This is a genomic window from Paenibacillus flagellatus (genome assembly GCF_003217775.1).
Lineage (GTDB): Bacteria > Bacillota > Bacilli > Paenibacillales > NBRC-103111 > Paenibacillus_AB > Paenibacillus_AB flagellatus.
In genome coordinates this window covers 1-15358 of record NZ_QJVJ01000019.1, presented here as the reverse complement: position 1 = coordinate 15358, position 15358 = coordinate 1, and the positions used below count along the sequence as shown (strand labels likewise).

14 protein-coding genes and 1 pseudogene are annotated in these 15358 nt (G+C 59.8%); 3 read left to right on the top strand and 12 right to left on the bottom strand.

The genetic code is table 11. The features are described from left to right. Positions 1 to 13: 13 nt before the first annotated feature. The 9 genes from codY to DLM86_RS29355 all read right to left on the bottom strand — a co-directional run bounded on the left by codY (position 14) and on the right by DLM86_RS29355 (position 10507). A complete protein-coding gene (codY, locus tag DLM86_RS29395; RefSeq protein WP_110843622.1) occupies positions 14 to 793 on the bottom strand; it encodes a GTP-sensing pleiotropic transcriptional regulator CodY in 780 nt (259 codons plus the stop codon). A gap of 28 nt (positions 794 to 821) precedes the next feature. Then, positions 822 to 2216: an ATP-dependent protease ATPase subunit HslU gene (gene hslU, locus DLM86_RS29390; protein ID WP_110843621.1), complete on the bottom strand. Its 1395-nt coding sequence runs from the start codon at positions 2214 to 2216 to the stop codon at positions 822 to 824. Positions 2217 to 2240: 24 nt separating this feature from the next. Then, positions 2241 to 2780 carry an ATP-dependent protease subunit HslV gene (gene hslV / locus DLM86_RS29385; protein ID WP_110843620.1) on the bottom strand — a complete coding sequence of 180 codons (540 nt, stop codon included), beginning with the start codon at positions 2778 to 2780 and terminating at the stop codon, positions 2241 to 2243. Positions 2781 to 2999: 219 nt separating this feature from the next. Then, positions 3000 to 4328 (bottom strand): FADH(2)-oxidizing methylenetetrahydrofolate--tRNA-(uracil(54)-C(5))-methyltransferase TrmFO, encoded by a 1329-nt coding sequence (gene trmFO / locus DLM86_RS29380; RefSeq protein ID WP_110843619.1) that lies wholly within the window; start codon positions 4326 to 4328, stop codon positions 3000 to 3002. An 82-nt stretch (positions 4329 to 4410) separates the two neighbouring features. Continuing rightward, the gene (gene topA, locus DLM86_RS29375; RefSeq protein ID WP_110843618.1) at positions 4411 to 6522 is read right to left on the bottom strand and encodes a type I DNA topoisomerase; all 2112 of its coding nucleotides are present in this window, start codon (positions 6520 to 6522) and stop codon (positions 4411 to 4413) included. 78 nt (positions 6523 to 6600) lie between these two features. After that, positions 6601 to 7698 (bottom strand): DNA-processing protein DprA, encoded by a 1098-nt coding sequence (gene dprA / locus DLM86_RS29370; RefSeq protein WP_342773126.1) that lies wholly within the window; start codon positions 7696 to 7698, stop codon positions 6601 to 6603. Between the two features lie 126 nt (positions 7699 to 7824). Then, entirely contained in the window at positions 7825 to 8757 is a 933-nt protein-coding gene (gene sucD, locus DLM86_RS29365) for a succinate--CoA ligase subunit alpha (protein WP_110843617.1), read from the bottom strand. A 22-nt stretch (positions 8758 to 8779) separates the two neighbouring features. Next, positions 8780 to 9940, bottom strand: coding sequence for an ADP-forming succinate--CoA ligase subunit beta (gene sucC / locus DLM86_RS29360; RefSeq protein ID WP_110843616.1), 1161 nt, complete (start codon positions 9938 to 9940; stop codon positions 8780 to 8782). A gap of 306 nt (positions 9941 to 10246) precedes the next feature. Then, positions 10247 to 10507: a hypothetical protein gene (locus DLM86_RS29355; protein WP_110843615.1), complete on the bottom strand. Its 261-nt coding sequence runs from the start codon at positions 10505 to 10507 to the stop codon at positions 10247 to 10249. A gap of 231 nt (positions 10508 to 10738) precedes the next feature. Here DLM86_RS29355 and DLM86_RS29350 point away from each other — a divergent pair, with 231 nt between their 5' ends. The 3 genes from DLM86_RS29350 (at position 10739) to DLM86_RS29340 (ending at position 13597) form a co-directional block, all read left to right on the top strand. Continuing rightward, on the top strand, positions 10739 to 12295 hold the full coding sequence (locus DLM86_RS29350) for a YifB family Mg chelatase-like AAA ATPase (protein WP_110843614.1): 1557 nt from the start codon (positions 10739 to 10741) through the stop codon (positions 12293 to 12295). 298 nt (positions 12296 to 12593) lie between these two features. After that, positions 12594 to 13331, top strand: a complete 738-nt coding sequence (locus DLM86_RS29345) for a class I SAM-dependent methyltransferase (RefSeq protein ID WP_110843613.1) — start codon at positions 12594 to 12596, stop codon at positions 13329 to 13331. Between the two features lie 77 nt (positions 13332 to 13408). After that, a complete protein-coding gene (locus tag DLM86_RS29340) occupies positions 13409 to 13597 on the top strand; it encodes a DUF2524 domain-containing protein (RefSeq protein WP_110843612.1) in 189 nt (62 codons plus the stop codon). A gap of 102 nt (positions 13598 to 13699) precedes the next feature. On the opposite strand, the gene DLM86_RS29335 is transcribed toward DLM86_RS29340, so the two are convergent. From DLM86_RS29335 to DLM86_RS32265, 3 genes and pseudogenes are all read right to left on the bottom strand, one after another. Then, positions 13700 to 14083 carry a YraN family protein gene (locus DLM86_RS29335; RefSeq protein ID WP_110843611.1) on the bottom strand — a complete coding sequence of 128 codons (384 nt, stop codon included), beginning with the start codon at positions 14081 to 14083 and terminating at the stop codon, positions 13700 to 13702. Beyond that, positions 14080 to 14406, bottom strand: a complete 327-nt coding sequence (locus DLM86_RS29330; protein WP_110843610.1) for an EscU/YscU/HrcU family type III secretion system export apparatus switch protein — start codon at positions 14404 to 14406, stop codon at positions 14080 to 14082. Before DLM86_RS29330 ends, DLM86_RS29335 begins: the two co-directional genes overlap by 4 nt. Further along, positions 14403 to 15358: pseudogene (locus tag DLM86_RS32265) on the bottom strand (hypothetical protein); the annotation flags it as partial. The pseudogene DLM86_RS32265 and the gene DLM86_RS29330, both read right to left, overlap by 4 nt.

Below are 15358 nucleotides of genomic sequence, written 5' to 3'. Positions count from 1 at the left end.
ATACCGCCGCTCGTTACGCTCTGGCGTTCGCCACGCTTTGCACGAGCTGGTCGTTCAATATTTTGATGTACGTTCCTTTCATGCCGAGCGATCTCGTCTCGATAACGCCCGCGCTTTCCAGCTTGCGCAGCGCGTTGACGATCACCGACCGGGTTATGCCTACGCGATCCGCGATTTTGCTCGCGACGAGAAGACCTTCCTTCTCCTTCAGCTCGTCGATAATATGGTCGACGGCCTCCATTTCGCTGTAGGACAACGAGTTGACGGCCACCTGCACGACCGCCTTGCTGCGGGCGTCGAGCTCGATTTCCTCGGCGTGCTCGCGCAAAATTTCCATGCCGATAATGGTCGAGCCGTATTCCGCCATGATCAGGTCGTCGTCGATGAAGGCGTTGCCGCCGCGTGCCAATACGACCGTGCCGAGCCGGTCTCCACCGCCGATGATCGGGATGATCGTCACCCGGTCTTGACCGAAAAACGCGTGAATGCTTTCCGTAAACCGGTGATACGGGCTGTCGGGCTCGCCGTTCGACGTCGTCTCCTCGATCCGCTTCAAGATGTTGTTGTACTCCTCCGGCAGCCGCCGGTTTTCCGCGATCATCTCGCGAAGCGTATCCGTTTGGAACGGACCGACGGTGGCGTACCCCAATATTTTGCCTTTGCGGCTGATGACGAAAATGTCCGCCGCGATCAGGTCGCGCAGCACCTCGGACATTTCCATGAAGCTGACGGCGTTGCCGGCCGCTTTTTGCAGCAATCGGTTCAAACTTCTTGTCTTGCTCAATAAACTCATGATTCATCCTCCCGGGGAGTATCGACGCCTACAAAATGTATTGGCTCAGATCGCGATTTTGCGCGATGCCCGCCACCTTCTCCCGTACGTATTCCGGCGTAATCTCGATACGATCGAGCGTAATGTCCGGCGCTTCAAACGACAAATCCTCCAGCAGCTTCTCCAATATCGTATGCAGCCTGCGCGCACCGATATTGTCGGTATGCTGGTTCACCTCGGCGGCGATTTTCGCCAGCTCGCGGATCGAGGCGTCCGAGAAGTCGACCCGGATCCCTTCCGTTTCGAGCAGCGCCGTATACTGCTTCGTCAGCGCATTTTGCGGTTCTTTCAAGATGAGCACGAAATCGTCCTCGGTCAGGTTCGTCAGCTCGACGCGGATCGGGAACCGTCCCTGCAGCTCGGGAATGAGGTCCGACGGCTTGGCGATATGGAACGCGCCGGCCGCGATGAACAGGACGTAGTCCGTCTTGACCGGCCCGTACTTCGTCATGATCGTCGACCCTTCCACGATCGGCAGGATGTCCCGCTGCACGCCCTCCCGGGAGACGTCGGGGCCTCCTCCACGTCCGGAGCTGGCGATTTTGTCGATTTCGTCGATGAAAATGATGCCCGACTGCTCCGCCCGCTTGATCGACTCTTGAACGACCTCGTCCATATCGATCAGCTTTTGCGCTTCCTCCTGAATGAGCACCTGCCGCGCTTCCTTGACCGGCAGCTTGCGCTTCTTCGTCCGCTTCGGCATCAAGCTGCCGAACATCTCCTGCATGTTCATCCCCATCTGCTCGTTGCCTTGGCCGGCGAACATGTCGAGCATCGAAGGGGCCGTATCCTCGATTTCGATCTCGATGACCCGATCCTCCAGCTCGCCGCGGGCGAGCTTCTCTTTCGCTTCCTGGCGCCGCTGGAGAATGCCCTGATCGGTTTCCTCCTTGTCCGCGGGCGGCTGCTGTTGTCCGCCGAACAGCATCTCGAGCGGGTTGCGTTGCGATTTGGCCGCCGCCGGCGAGGGGACGAGCAGGGCGACGATCCGTTCGTTCGCCAGCTGCTCGGCGCGGTCTTTCAGCTTCTCCGTCTTCTCCGACTTGACCATCCGGATGGACGTCTCGACGAGATCGCGGACCATCGATTCGACGTCGCGGCCGACGTAGCCGACCTCCGTAAATTTCGTCGCTTCGACCTTGACGAACGGCGCATTGACGAGCTTCGCCAGCCGGCGCGCAATTTCCGTTTTGCCGACGCCGGTCGGACCGATCATCAAAATGTTTTTCGGGACGATCTCGTCCCGGATCGATTCGGGAAGCTGGCTGCGGCGATACCGATTGCGCAGCGCGATGGCGACCGATTTTTTCGCCTGCTTCTGGCCGACGATATATTTATCGAGCTCCGCGACGATTTGTCTGGGCGTCAGAGCGCGGTTGTCCATGGAAGTCCCTCCCGGTTTCATGCGTTATATTTCTTCCACAATGATATTCCGGTTCGTGAATACGCATATATCGGCCGCGGTTTCGAGCGACGCTTTCGCGATCTCGCTCGCCGTCAGCTGCGGCGCGAACCGTTTCAGGGCGCGTCCGGCCGCCAGCGCGAAGCTGCCTCCCGAGCCGATGGCGAGAATGCCGTCGTCCGGCTCGATAATTTCGCCGTTGCCGGATATGAGCAGCAAGCTTTGCGCATCCATGACGATCATCATCGCCTCGAGGCGCCGGAGCACGCGGTCGGACCGCCAGTCCTTCGCCAGCTCGACGGCCGCGCGGAGCAAATTGCCCTGATGCTCCTCGAGCTTCGCCTCGAACTTCTCGAACAGCGTCACCGCATCGGCGACGGAGCCGGCGAATCCGGCCACCACCTTGCCCCGATACAGGCGCCGCACTTTTTTCGCTTGCGACTTCATGACCATGCTGTTGCCGAACGTCACTTGCCCGTCGCCGGCGATCGCCCCTTTGCCTTCGTGCCGGATCGCGAATATCGTCGTAGCGTGAAAATCGCCCATCGTCCAATCCCTCCTTGCGTAATCCGAAATCGCTCCATCGTTCTATGTATATCGTTTGTCCGCGCATTATGCACGTCAAGTGTCCGCAAAATGCAAGAAACAGCATCAATCGGCGGATTTGCTGCTGTTTCTTGTATTCGGCTGCTTGTTGTTGAAATAAAGTTTCATATAAGAATGATGCTTATTACAAAACATGTTCATCGTACCATAAAAAGCCGATCATTGACAAGCGAAATTGTGTACATTATATGAAAAATTCTGAATTGTTTCAAGCGCGCGTTCGGCCAGCAGCTCGTTTTTACGCTTCTTGTCGCGAATTTTTTGTCCGAGCGGCGGGAGCAAGCCGAAATTGGCGTTCATCGGCTGAAAATGATTCGGATCGGCCGACGTGATGTAATGGGCCATACTGCCGAGCGTCGATTCCGGCGGAAGGACGACGCAAGGCTGGCCGAGCGCCATCCGTCCGGCGTTCAAACCGGCGATCAGGCCGGAAGCGGCCGATTCGACGTAGCCTTCGACACCCGTCATCTGGCCGGCGAAGAACAAATCGTCGCGCTGCTTGAACTGGTAAGTCGGCTTCAGCAGCTTCGGCGAGCAGATGAACGTATTGCGATGCATAACGCCGTAACGGACGAACTCGGCATTCTCCAGCCCGGGTATGAGCGAGAATACGCGCTTTTGCTCCCCCCACTTCAGATGGGTCTGGAAGCCGACCAGATTGAACAGCGTGCCCGCCGCATTGTCCTGGCGAAGCTGAACGACCGCGAACGGCAGCTTGCCCGTATGCGGATTGACGAGGCCGACCGGCTTCATCGGCCCGAACAAGACGGTTTGGCGGCCGCGTCTCGCCATCACCTCGATCGGCATGCAGCCTTCGAAGTAAATCTCTTTCTCGAACTCCTTGACCGGTGCCGTCTCCGCCGACACGAGCGCCTCGTGAAAAACGTCGAACTCCTCCTCGGTCATCGGGCAATTCAAGTAAGCGGCTTCCCCCTTGTCGTACCGGGAAGCCAAATACACTTTGCTCATGTCGATCGAATCTTTCTCCACGATCGGCGCGGCCGCGTCGTAGAAATACAAATAATCTTCACCCGTCAGCCGCTTGAGCAGCTCCGAGAGCGCGGGCGACGTAAGCGGCCCCGTGGCGACGACCGTAATGCCGTCCGGCAGCTCGGTCAGCTCCTCGTTGCGCACTTCGATGAGCGGATGGTTGCGAAGCGACGACGTCACTTCGCCGGAGAAGCCGTCCCGGTCGACGGCGAGCGCTCCGCCCGCCGGCACGGCATGCTTGTCCGCGCAGCGCATGATCAGCGAATCCATCCGGCGCATTTCTTCCTTTAAGACGCCTACGGCGTTCGTCAGTCCGTTGGCGCGAAGCGAGTTGCTGCAGACGAGCTCGGCGAATTGATCTGTAATATGAGCGGGCGTTTTGCGCACCGGACGCATTTCGTACAGCACGACCGGCACGCCCTGCTTGGCGATTTGCCATGCCGCCTCGCTGCCGGCCAAGCCGGCGCCGATGACGGTCACTTTGCTTGCGTTAGTCAATGGTCCAACCTCCAGCTTCTTGCGTTCCGCACCTTAGGCGGCCGCTCGGTTCCAACCGCCGCCCGGCCGCCCGGAGCGGGCTTCAATCGTCGGCGTCGCCGTCGGCATCCGCCTGCTGCATGTCTTCTTTATAACCGCACTCCGTACAATGCAAATGGGAGCCGGACTTGGCATATTTCTCGACGAGAACGTTGCTGCAATTCGGGCAGGGCTTGTCGGACGGCTTATCCCAGGAAACGTAGTCGCAGCCCGGGTATTGGTCGCAGCCGTAGAAGATGCGGCCTTTTTTGCTCCGACGCTCGACGACGTTGCCCTGCTTGCATTTCGGACATGTGACGCCGACCTCCTTGACGATCGGCTTCGCGTTGCGGCAGTCCGGGAACCCGGAGCATGCCAGAAACTTGCCGAACCGGCCCATCTTGATCACCATATTCCGGCCGCACTTCTCGCACAGCACGTCGGTCACTTCGTCCTGGATTTCGACTTCCTTCATTTCTTCCTCGGCCACTTCGAGCCGCTTCTCGAACGTCGAATAAAATTCGTCCAGCACCTTCACCCAATCGACCTTGCCTTCTTCGACGAAGTCGAGCTCTTCCTCCATGTGCGCCGTAAATTCGACGTTCAAAATTTCCGGGAAAAACTCGGCCATCAGCTGAATGACGAGCTCGCCGAGCTCGGTCGGCACGAATTTCTTCTCTTCCATCGCGACGTAGCCGCGCTTCTGCACCGTCTCCAGCGTCGGGGCGTACGTGCTCGGACGTCCGATCCCCATCTCCTCGAGCGCGCGGACGAGCCGGGCTTCCGAATAGCGGGGGGGCGGCTGCGTGAAATGCTGCTTCGGCTCGATCCCGTTCCGCCCCAGCTTGTCGCCGACCTTGAGCGGCGGCAAAAATTTGTCGTCGCCGTCGGAGGCCGTGCCGTCGTCGTTCCCTTCGACGTACACCTTCATGAAGCCGGCGAACTTGACCTTCGAGCCGACGGCGCGGAAGATGACGTCTCCCGCGTGAATGTCGACGGTCATCGTGTCCAGGACGGCGGACGCCATCTGGCTCGCGACGAACCGTTCCCAGACGAGTTTATAAAGCCGGTACTGGTCGCGGCTCAAAAAGCTTTTCACTTCTTCCGGCGTCTTCGCGATCGACGTCGGACGAATCGCTTCGTGTGCGTCCTGGGCGTTCGCGTTTTTCTTCAAATAAACGCGCGGCGTTTCCGGGTAATACTCGGGCCCGTACGTCGTCTCGATAAAAGCTTTCGCCTCTTCCTGGGCGACGGGCGATATGCGGGTCGAGTCGGTACGCATGTACGTAATGAGGCCGACCGTTCCTTCCTTGCCGAGGTCGATCCCCTCGTACAGCTGCTGCGCCACCTGCATCGTTTTGGCCGCGCGGAAGTTCAGCTTGCGCGCCGCTTCCTGTTGAAGCGAGCTCGTAATGAACGGCGGAGCCGGATTGCGCTGCCGCTCCTTCTCCTTCACTTCGCCGACGACGAATTCCGCTTTCTCGATCCGCTTCAAAATGTCCTGAACGTCCGCTTCGCGGTTAAGCTCCTTCTTCTCGCCGTCCGCGCCGTAAAACTTCGCCTCGAACTCGGTGCCGTTAACGGACAGCGCTGCGGTAATCGACCAATATTCCTCCGGAATGAACGCCTTGATCTCGTTTTCCCGGTCGATGATGAGCTTGACGGCAACCGATTGCACGCGGCCGGCCGACAGCCCCTTCTTCACTTTTTTCCATAGCAGCGGGCTGATTTTGTAGCCGACGAGACGGTCCAAGATGCGGCGCGCCTGCTGCGCGTTGACGAGGTCCATATCGATCGGCCTCGGCTGCTTGAACGCGTCTTTCACCGCCTGCTTCGTAATTTCGTTGAAAACGACGCGGCACGGCTCCCCTTCGTTCAGCTCTAGATAATGCGCCAAGTGCCAGGCGATCGCTTCGCCTTCGCGGTCGGGGTCGGCCGCGAGATAAATGTTTTTCACTTTGCGGCTCGCATCCTTCAGCTCTTTCAGCACGGACCCTTTGCCGCGGATCGTAATATATTTCGGTTCGAACTGTTTTTCGATCTCGACGCCGATCTGGCTTTTGGGAAGGTCCCGGATATGACCCATGGACGCTTTTACGATAAACTTGCTTCCCAAATATTTGCCGATCGTCTTCGCTTTTGCGGGCGATTCCACAATAACCAACGAATCCGCCATAGGCTCGCCTTCCTCCCCTCTCCAACTTCCTGTCTGACTTCGCTTATACGTATACTTACGTCGCAAGCGCCTTTGCTGTTACAGCGACGCGTACGACGATCCCGGTAATGGTACAATCTTTTTTTTCAAAGTTAAATTTAACAGAACTGAATGCAAATGTCCAAACTCAAATCCGGAAAGCTCCACCAGCTCGTCGGTCGTCACCGGCGCGGCGGACATCAAGCCGAGCAATTTCCGCTCGTCCGCGGACAAGGACGGGTCCGGTCCGGAAGCGGCTTCCTTCCTAGTATGACCCAATTGCGCCAGTCCGTTATACTCCTCCAAAATATGTTCCGCGCTGGCGACCATTTTGGCGCCTTGTCGGATCAGCTCGAGAGTGCCCGCGCTTTTCGCCGACGTGATCGGTCCCGGTACGGCGAAGACGTCGCGCGACTGCTCCAGCGCCTGATCGGCCGTAATAAGCGAGCCGCTCCGCTCCGCCGCCTCCACGACGAGCGTGCCCAAGCAAAGCCCGGCGATGATCCGGTTCCGCTGGGGAAAAAGTCCCGCGTGCAGCCGGGTGCCGAGCGGATATTCCGTCACCAAAACCCCTTTTTCGGCAATTTCCGCATACAAGGAAGCGTTTTCAGAAGGGTAAATCGTATCGAGACCGCAGCCGAGCACGGCGGCCGTCGATCCGTATTCCGTCAAGGCGCCCCGGTGCGCGCAAGCGTCGATGCCGCGGGCGAGCCCGCTGACGACGCAGACGCCGCAAGCCGACAAATCCCGCGCCAGCTCGTACGCCGCTTTCCTCCCGTACGCGGTAGGCGAACGGGTGCCGACGACGGCGATGCAAGACCGCTCCAGCAGCGTGCGGTCGCCGCGAAGATAAAGCACCCACGGCGGCTGGGCGATTTCACGCAGCAGCGCCGGATAATCCGCATCGAGCGCGGTCATGAACGAGATGCGGCCGCGCCGGTACTCCTCCAGACGCCGGGCAATCAGCTCCGGCGTCAGCTTGTCTTTAATCGTGTCCGCCATGGCCGGCTTCAGCCCGAACGCGAGCAGGTCTCCCTTCTCCGCCGCAAGCAGCTCGGACCATGCCCCGGACAAAGCCGATTCCAGACGGCGAATCGTTTTCCAGCCGATTCCTCCCAACTCGTGCAATCCAAATAATACATGACGATCGTTGATCAAGTAAAGCGCCCCTTTCCCTTTTTCAAAAAAGTTGAAGTCCAGACCTGTTAATGAAGCGAAAAAGAAAAAACCTTCCGTACCCGTTGCCGGGATGCGGAAGGTTGCTTACCTTCGTCCACTATCCGATTATTTCTTGACGATGCACTTCTCGAGCAAGCCTTTTTCCTCGAGCACCTTGACGAGCGTGGAGCCCATCTCGGAAGGCGTCGGGGCGACTTTGACGCCGCAAGCTTCGAGCGTCGCGACTTTCTCCGCCGCCGTCCCTTTGCCGCCGGAGATGATGGCGCCGGCATGGCCCATCCGTTTTCCCGGAGGCGCCGTTTGGCCGCCGATGAAGCCGACGACCGGCTTCGTCATGTTCGCCTTGATCCACTCGGCCGCTTCTTCTTCGGCCGTTCCGCCGATTTCGCCGATCATGATGACCGCGTACGTATCCGGATCCTCGTTAAACAGCTTCAAAATGTCGATGAACTCGGAGCCTTTGACCGGGTCGCCGCCGATGCCGACCGCCGTCGATTGGCCGATGCCGCGGGTCGTCAGCTGATGAACCGCTTCGTACGTCAGCGTGCCGCTGCGGGATACGACGCCGACATGGCCCGGCAGGTGGATATAGCCCGGCATGATGCCGATTTTGCATTGTCCCGGCGTAATGACGCCCGGGCAGTTCGGGCCGATCAGACGCGTTCTGCGGCCTTCCATATATTTGCTGACCTTCACCATATCGAGAACCGGGATGCCTTCCGTGATGCAAATGACGAGATCGAGATCGGCGTCGACCGCTTCCATGATCGCGTCGGCCGCTCCGGCAGGCGGAACGTAGATGACGGAGGCGTTCGCCCCGGTCGCATGTTTCGCTTCCAGTACGGTGTTAAACACCGGCAGCGTGACGGTCGTTCCGTTCTCGAGCGAGAAGTCGACGTTCGTGCCGCCTTTGCCCGGCGTCGCTCCCGCGACCATTTGCGTACCGTACTCCAATCCGCCCTTCGTATGGAACATGCCGGTTTTGCCGGTCATATTTTGCGTGATGACTTTCGTATTTTTATCGATCAAAATGCTCATCGTAGTTCATCTCCTCTCGAAATTACTTCACCAGCGAAACGATTTTTTGCGCACCGTCGGCCATCGAATCGGCGGCCACGATATTAAGGCCGGACTCGTTCAGCTTCTTCTTGCCGAGCTCTACGTTCGTTCCTTCGAGGCGCACGACGAGCGGACGGTCGAGACCGAGCTGCTTCGCCGCTTCGATGACGCCGTCGGCGATGACGTCGCACTTCATGATGCCGCCGAAAATGTTGACGAAAATGCCTTTAACTTTCGGGTCGGACAAAATGATTTTGAACGCTTCCGTTACTTTCTCGGTCGTCGCGCCGCCGCCTACATCAAGGAAGTTGGCCGGCTCGCCGCCGTAATATTTGATAATGTCCATCGTCGACATCGCGAGACCCGCACCGTTAACCATACAGCCGATGTTGCCGTCGAGCGCGATGTAGCTCAAGTCGAATTTGGACGCTTGGATTTCCTTCTCGTCTTCTTCGTCCAGGTCGCGAAGCTCCAAAATGTCCGGATGGCGGAACAGCGCGTTGGAATCGAAGTTCAATTTGGCGTCAAGCGCCATGACGTTGCCGTCGCCGGTGACGACGAGCGGGTTGATCTCGGCGATCGAGCAGTCCTTATCCACGAACGCGGTATAGAGAGCCGTCATGAATTGAACCGCTTTGTTCACGAGCGGTCCCGGGATGTTGATCGCGTAAGCGAGCTTGCGCGCTTGGAACGGCTGCAGCCCTACCGCCGGGTCGATCACTTCTTTGAAAATTTTCTCCGGCGTATGCGCGGCCACTTCCTCGATTTCCGTGCCGCCTTCCTCCGAAGCCATCATGACGACGCGTCCCGTGCCGCGGTCGACGACGACGCCGATGTAATATTCTTTCTTGATATCGCAGCCTTGCTCGATGAGCAATCGCTTAACTTCTTTGCCTTCCGGTCCGGTTTGATGCGTCACGAGCACTTTCCCGAGAATTTGCTCCGCATATGTACGGACTTCGTCGAGATTTTTCGCAACCTTGACGCCGCCCGCTTTGCCGCGGCCGCCTGCGTGGATTTGAGCTTTGACGACGACGACCGGCGTACCGAGCGATTTGGCCGCTTCGACCGCTTCGTCGACGGAAAACGCCACTTTGCCCTGAGGGACGCTGACGCCGTATTGTCTCAGGACTTCTTTCCCTTGATACTCGTGGATATTCATTCTCGAATCCTCCTATCAAACTGTCTTGAATGTCTCACAAACGATCTAAGGCTTGCGCCCGTCCCGAACGGATCGCGCATAGCCCGTCCGGGGTTGACCCCAAAAAATGCCTTACTTATTGTATCACGTTTTTTCGACAGTTTCCTAAATTTTTTGTGAACATTGCTTGTTTTTTTGATTTGGACAAGTAAGGACGGAATCGGTGCCGGAGCCCCATTTCGGATCCGGTTAAACATGGAAATAGCGCATCCTTCGCGTCGGAAAGGCTGCGCTATTGCAACGCGTACGAACCGCCCGGCCGGCGCGTCACCGGTAGGCCGGATTCGTCGGAGTCATCGGACGGGGCTCGCGCTCCGCCTGCTTGACGAACCGCATCTCGTTGCCCGTAAAGCCGCAGACGAGACAGCCGATCGTCGGCTCGCTCTCCTCGATCATGACCGGCTCGTTCATATCGTGAATCGATCCCGTAACCGGCTCCTTCACGAACGATTGGCTCGTCGTGAACAGCACCCGAAATTTCGTCCGGTTTGAACGGCAATTCGGGCAAAAATAAGGTTTTTCCTGCATCGTTGGTCACCTCGGTTTCCATTATCTCCATTCCGATCCTTTTTCATGAATCGAAATTGTCCGGAAGGATTTCGGACGGATCGTATCGAAGTATGTCAATGATAAGGAACGACAAGCGAATACGGAAATCAAGGAAGCACCTGTTTTCTCGCGAGCGCCGCCGCGGCCGATTCGATACGTAATCGCGCCGAAGGCGGCACGATCCAATCCGAGGAAGAGGTGTTTTTGGTTATGTATATCCAATGTTTCGGAGCTTGCCTGCAAGGGATCGACGGTACGATCGTCGACGTCGAAATCGACATCAGCAACGGTCTCCCCTACTTCCAAATCGTCGGCCTGCCGGATTCGTCCGTGCGCGAATCGACGGAGCGCGTCCGCGCCGCGATCAAAAACTGCGGAGCCGTCTTTCCGATGGAACGGATCACGGTCAATCTGGCCCCCGCCGATATTCGCAAGGAAGGCGCCTCGTTCGATCTCGCGATCGCCGTCGGCATCTTGACCGCAAGCGGCCAGCTTTCGCCGGAGAAGCTCGGACGGTGCCTCCTGATCGGCGAATTGTCGCTGGACGGAAGTCTGCGGCCGGTTCACGGCGTATTGTCGATGGTCGATGCGGCGAAGCGGGCCGGCGTGACGGACGTCGTCCTGCCCGCCGAAAACGTCGAAGAAGCGTCGCTCATCGAAGGGATGCGCATCGTCGGCATCGACAACGTCAAGCGGCTGCTGGAGCAAAACGGCGCCTCTTTATTTAATGACATAAATATTTCATGCGGTTTACAACATGCGCCGTTTTTGTCGGACGGCGTCGCCGCGACGGTTGAGGATTTTGTCGACGTATGCGGCCAGCATCAGGCGAAGCGCGCTTTGACGATCGCCGCCGCGGGCATGCACAACTTCCTATTCGTCGGCCCGCCCGGCTCCGGCAAAACGATGCTCGTCCGCCGCCTCCCCTCGATACTGCCGCCTTTGTCGGACGAAGAATCGCTTGAAGTGACGAAGGTGTACAGCGCCGCCGGGCAAATCCGGAACCGGGCGATGTTGATCCGGGAAAGGCCGTTCCGCAACCCGCACCATACGATCTCCACCGGCGGTCTCGTCGGGGCCGGAAGCGTGCCGAAGCCGGGTGAGGTCAGCCTGGCCCATCGCGGCGTACTGTTTCTCGACGAGATGCCCGAATTTCCCCGCAGCGTGCTCGAGGTGCTCCGCCAGCCGATCGAAGACCGGCGGGTGACGATCGGAAGAGCGAGAGCCGTGTTCACGTTCCCGAGCCACTTCATGCTGGCGGCTACGATGAATCCGTGCCCGTGCGGATATTGGGGGTTCTCGTCCTCAAACGCTTCGTGTACGTGCAGCTCCGTGAAGGTGCGCCAGTATCGGTCGAAAATGTCCGGCCCGCTGCTCGATCGGATCGACATGCACGTCGAAGTGCCGCGCATCGAGTACGATGCGATGAAGCGGACGGGCGTCAACGTATCGTCCGCCGAGCTTAGGGAAACGGTAGCCCGCGCCCTGCGGCGGCAAAGCGAGCGGTACGCCGGCAGCGGCATCCGCTTCAACGGCGAGCTGACCGGCCGGATGCTTCGGGAGCATTGCCGGCTGCAGCCGGAAGGCGAGAAACTGCTGGCGGGCTCGTTCGAGGCGCTCGGCTTGAGCGTTCGCGCCCACGACCGCGTGCTGAAAATCGCCCGGACGATCGCCGACCTCGACGAATGCGACCGCATCGGGACGCCGCATGTCGCCGAGGCGCTGCAGTACCGCTGCTTGGACCGGAACGCGCATCCCGATAAATAACGTTGATGACCGCATCGGACAACGGCCCCCGTTTTGACGTCCGAAATCGGTCGTTTCGGCGGCAGCAGCGCGTCGACGTCCGATTGTACTTCCGGAGTCGTCCCGTTCGAAGTGCACCTGTTCCCGGGGCTCTCGAAAGCGTTTGGGTGAGAGGGCGACGGGTGCCGCCGCGCCGTTCGCATCCCCCCGATTCGCAACTTTGATCGGCCGACGGTACAGGAATCGCTCTCCCTTTTTCGAATACACTATAATGAAGAAATTATTTTTTTCTTCATTATAATGTCGAGGTGATGGAAGCATGGAAAAGGAGACGTTTGAAGAAAAGGAATCGATCGTCTCGCGCGAAGATGTGCTGCGAATGCTGGACAGCTTTTTGCGCGAGGAAGCGCCCTGGTGGGACCGTTTTTACGAGGACCGGGAAAAAGACGTCCCGTTTTTCGTCAACGCCCCCGACGAAAACATGGTGCGGCATTTCGAGGAAGGCCGCCTTCGGCCAGGTCGGGCGCTCGATCTCGGCTGCGGCCCCGGCCGCAACGCCTTATATTTGGCCGGAGCCGGATGCGAGGTCGACGCGGTCGACTTGTCGCAAAAAGGACTGGATTGGGCCCGGGATCGAGCCGCCGAGCGGAAGGCGGACATCCGCTTTCGGCACGGCAATGCGTTCGAGCTCGACTTCCCTCCCCACGCCTACGATATCGTCTACGACAGCGGCTGCTTCCATCACGTCCCGCCGCATCGCAGGGAAACGTACTTGGACCTGCTCGATCGCGTGCTCAAGCCCGGCGGTCATTTCGGCTTAACCTGCTTCGCCGGCGGAATCGGGTATACGTCCGAGCTTTCGGACTGGGACGTCTATCGGCAAAACAGCCTGCGAGGCGGACTCGGCTTTCACGATGCGAAGCTTCGGGCGATTTTCAACCGGTTCGAGGTCGTCGAAATGCGCATGATGAAGCCGGTCGAGCAGCCGGCGGACCGGTTCGGCGTATCGTTTCTGTGGACCGCGCTGTTCCGCCGCCCCGCCCCGCCGTCCCCTTGACGTTTACTCCGCCGCGTACTTGCGCACAATAACGAACGCAATCGCCAAACTATTTTGCAGGACGACGGAGGACGACGATGCTGGAACAATTGGAAAGCGACTATAACTGCGCGAACGCGGGAGACGACTTGCACCGGCTGCTGCAGGAGGCGGAACAGCTCCGCGGGCTGGCGAACGCGTCTTCGGACGACCGGGAGCGGTTGAACCGGGTGGAAAACCAAATTCATTTCATCCGCAACAAATGCTCGATTCCGCACGAAAGCTGATCGAACGCACGCCGAACAGGCCGTTGGGGCGCATGTCCCCGACGGCCTGTTCCGTGCTGCCCGCAAAAGCCCGGGCTCGATGGGATCCGGACTTCTCCCGGATCAAAACGCTTGTTGAATATGGTTGAGCCTGCCGAACGACCCGTCCGCCGCGAACGTGACGGCCACGACGTCGAATCGCGTCCGGCGGTCGAACGCTTTATGGCGGTACAAATACATTTGCGCGACTTCCCGGATTCGCCGCTGCTTGCGGGCGTCGACCGATTCCTCCGGCGTACCGAACGTGCCGGTCTCTCTTCTGGAGCGTACCTCGACGAATACGGTCACCCCGTCCTTCTCGGCGACGAGGTCGATTTCGCCGGCCGGGCACCGCCAGTTCCGGTCGACGATCCGGTATCCCTCCGCGGCCAAATGGTCCGCGGCGATCGTCTCTCCCTTCGAGCCGAGCGCACGGCGCCGGTCTCCGTTAGGTTTGCCGTCCGTCATCCGCCTCCGTCCTTTCCCGCTCTCGCTCTCGAATCGGTCCGGTAGACGAAGCTCAATATTTCCGCCACGAGCTGGTACAGCTCCGGCGGAATTTCCTGATTCAGGTCGAGCTTGGACAGCACTTCGACAAGCGACGGATCTTCCTGCATCGGTACGCCGGCTTCCTTCGCTTTTTGCATAATCGTTTCCGCCACATGGCCCTTTCCTTTGGCGACGACGACCGGCGACGCATAGCTCTCCGGCATGTAGCGCAAGGCTACCGCTTTTTTGACGGTCGGAGAGTCGCCTTTCTTGGGGCCGGGTCCGTTGGACTTGCCGCTCATATGCGTACGTCCACCCCTTTGTACGGCTTTACGCGGTAAGCCGACGCTTGTCGAGCCGGGAGCGCCCCTTCTCCCGCTTCGTGGGCCGCCCCGCCTTCCGCATCGGTACGTGCCGGGAACGGCGCGCATTTGAGCGACACGAACTGGTAGCCGTTGACGCGGAGCCCTTCCTCGATTTCTTCGCGGTACCGTTCCAGCAGCGGGCCTACGTACGGCCTGTCGTTATGCACCTGCAAAAACACCTGCCGGTCGAACACTTGGACGTCGACCAGCGTCATACCCAACGTCCGCATATTCAGATCGAACAGCAGCCGGCAGTTTTGCGCGTCGATTTCGCCCCGCTTGCCTTTGCGCGCCTGCACGTGAACGGCCGCCGTCTCTTCGCCGCCCTCGTGACGGACCGGCAAAAACATCGTGACGTGCGTCAGCATCGCCGTCCGGTCCGGGGACAGCAGCAGCTGCTGTCCCGTCACGTGCTGCAGCGCCTGCTGCGCCTGCTCGCGGAGCGGCTCCGGCACGGCGTCCGAGGCGCTCAGCTGCAGCAGCACGCTCTTCAAGCTGTCGGCTGCCGGATGGCTCTTGACGTCCGCCGGCGACGCACCGGCCCGCTCCGGATCGTCCGCCGCCAGCAGCGACGCGAGATCGATGCCCGCGGCGGCGTGCGGCGCTTTCGGCTCGGCCTTCTCGATCGCCCGCGACAGCTGGTGCTCGTTGTCGAGGCCGACCGCCTTGAACAGGCGCGCGATCCAATGATCGCCGCCCTTGCCCGGCGCGCTCGCCGCCGGCGCCTCCGGCCGCGCCTGCGCGGCAGCCCCGCGCTCGGCCTCGCCCGCGCTCGCGGACGCCGCCGCTGGCGCGCGCGCCGCGCCCGGCTCCGCCGGCGATGCGGCCGGCGGCTGCGCGGCTTGCCGCGGCGGCGCCGAGGCGCCTTCCGGCGCGCCGCCGGGCCGGC

Excerpts from the sequence above, each read along its gene's own strand:
- codY (WP_110843622.1), bottom strand. The coding sequence starts at position 793 with ATGAGTTTATTGAGCAAGACAAGAAGTTTGAACCGATTGCTGCAAAAA.
- hslU (WP_110843621.1), bottom strand. The coding sequence starts at position 2,216 with ATGGACAACCGCGCTCTGACGCCCAGACAAATCGTCGCGGAGCTCGAT.
- hslV (WP_110843620.1), bottom strand. The coding sequence starts at position 2,780 with ATGGGCGATTTTCACGCTACGACGATATTCGCGATCCGGCACGAAGGC.
- topA (WP_110843618.1), bottom strand. The coding sequence starts at position 6,522 with ATGGCGGATTCGTTGGTTATTGTGGAATCGCCCGCAAAAGCGAAGACG.
- sucD (WP_110843617.1), bottom strand. The coding sequence starts at position 8,757 with ATGAGCATTTTGATCGATAAAAATACGAAAGTCATCACGCAAAATATG.
- sucC (WP_110843616.1), bottom strand. The coding sequence starts at position 9,940 with ATGAATATCCACGAGTATCAAGGGAAAGAAGTCCTGAGACAATACGGC.
- DLM86_RS29355 (WP_110843615.1), bottom strand. The coding sequence starts at position 10,507 with ATGCAGGAAAAACCTTATTTTTGCCCGAATTGCCGTTCAAACCGGACG.
- DLM86_RS29350 (WP_110843614.1), top strand. The coding sequence starts at position 10,739 with ATGTATATCCAATGTTTCGGAGCTTGCCTGCAAGGGATCGACGGTACG.
- DLM86_RS29345 (WP_110843613.1), top strand. The coding sequence starts at position 12,594 with ATGGAAAAGGAGACGTTTGAAGAAAAGGAATCGATCGTCTCGCGCGAA.
- DLM86_RS29340 (WP_110843612.1), top strand. The coding sequence starts at position 13,409 with ATGCTGGAACAATTGGAAAGCGACTATAACTGCGCGAACGCGGGAGAC.
- DLM86_RS29335 (WP_110843611.1), bottom strand. The coding sequence starts at position 14,083 with ATGACGGACGGCAAACCTAACGGAGACCGGCGCCGTGCGCTCGGCTCG.
- DLM86_RS29330 (WP_110843610.1), bottom strand. The coding sequence starts at position 14,406 with ATGAGCGGCAAGTCCAACGGACCCGGCCCCAAGAAAGGCGACTCTCCG.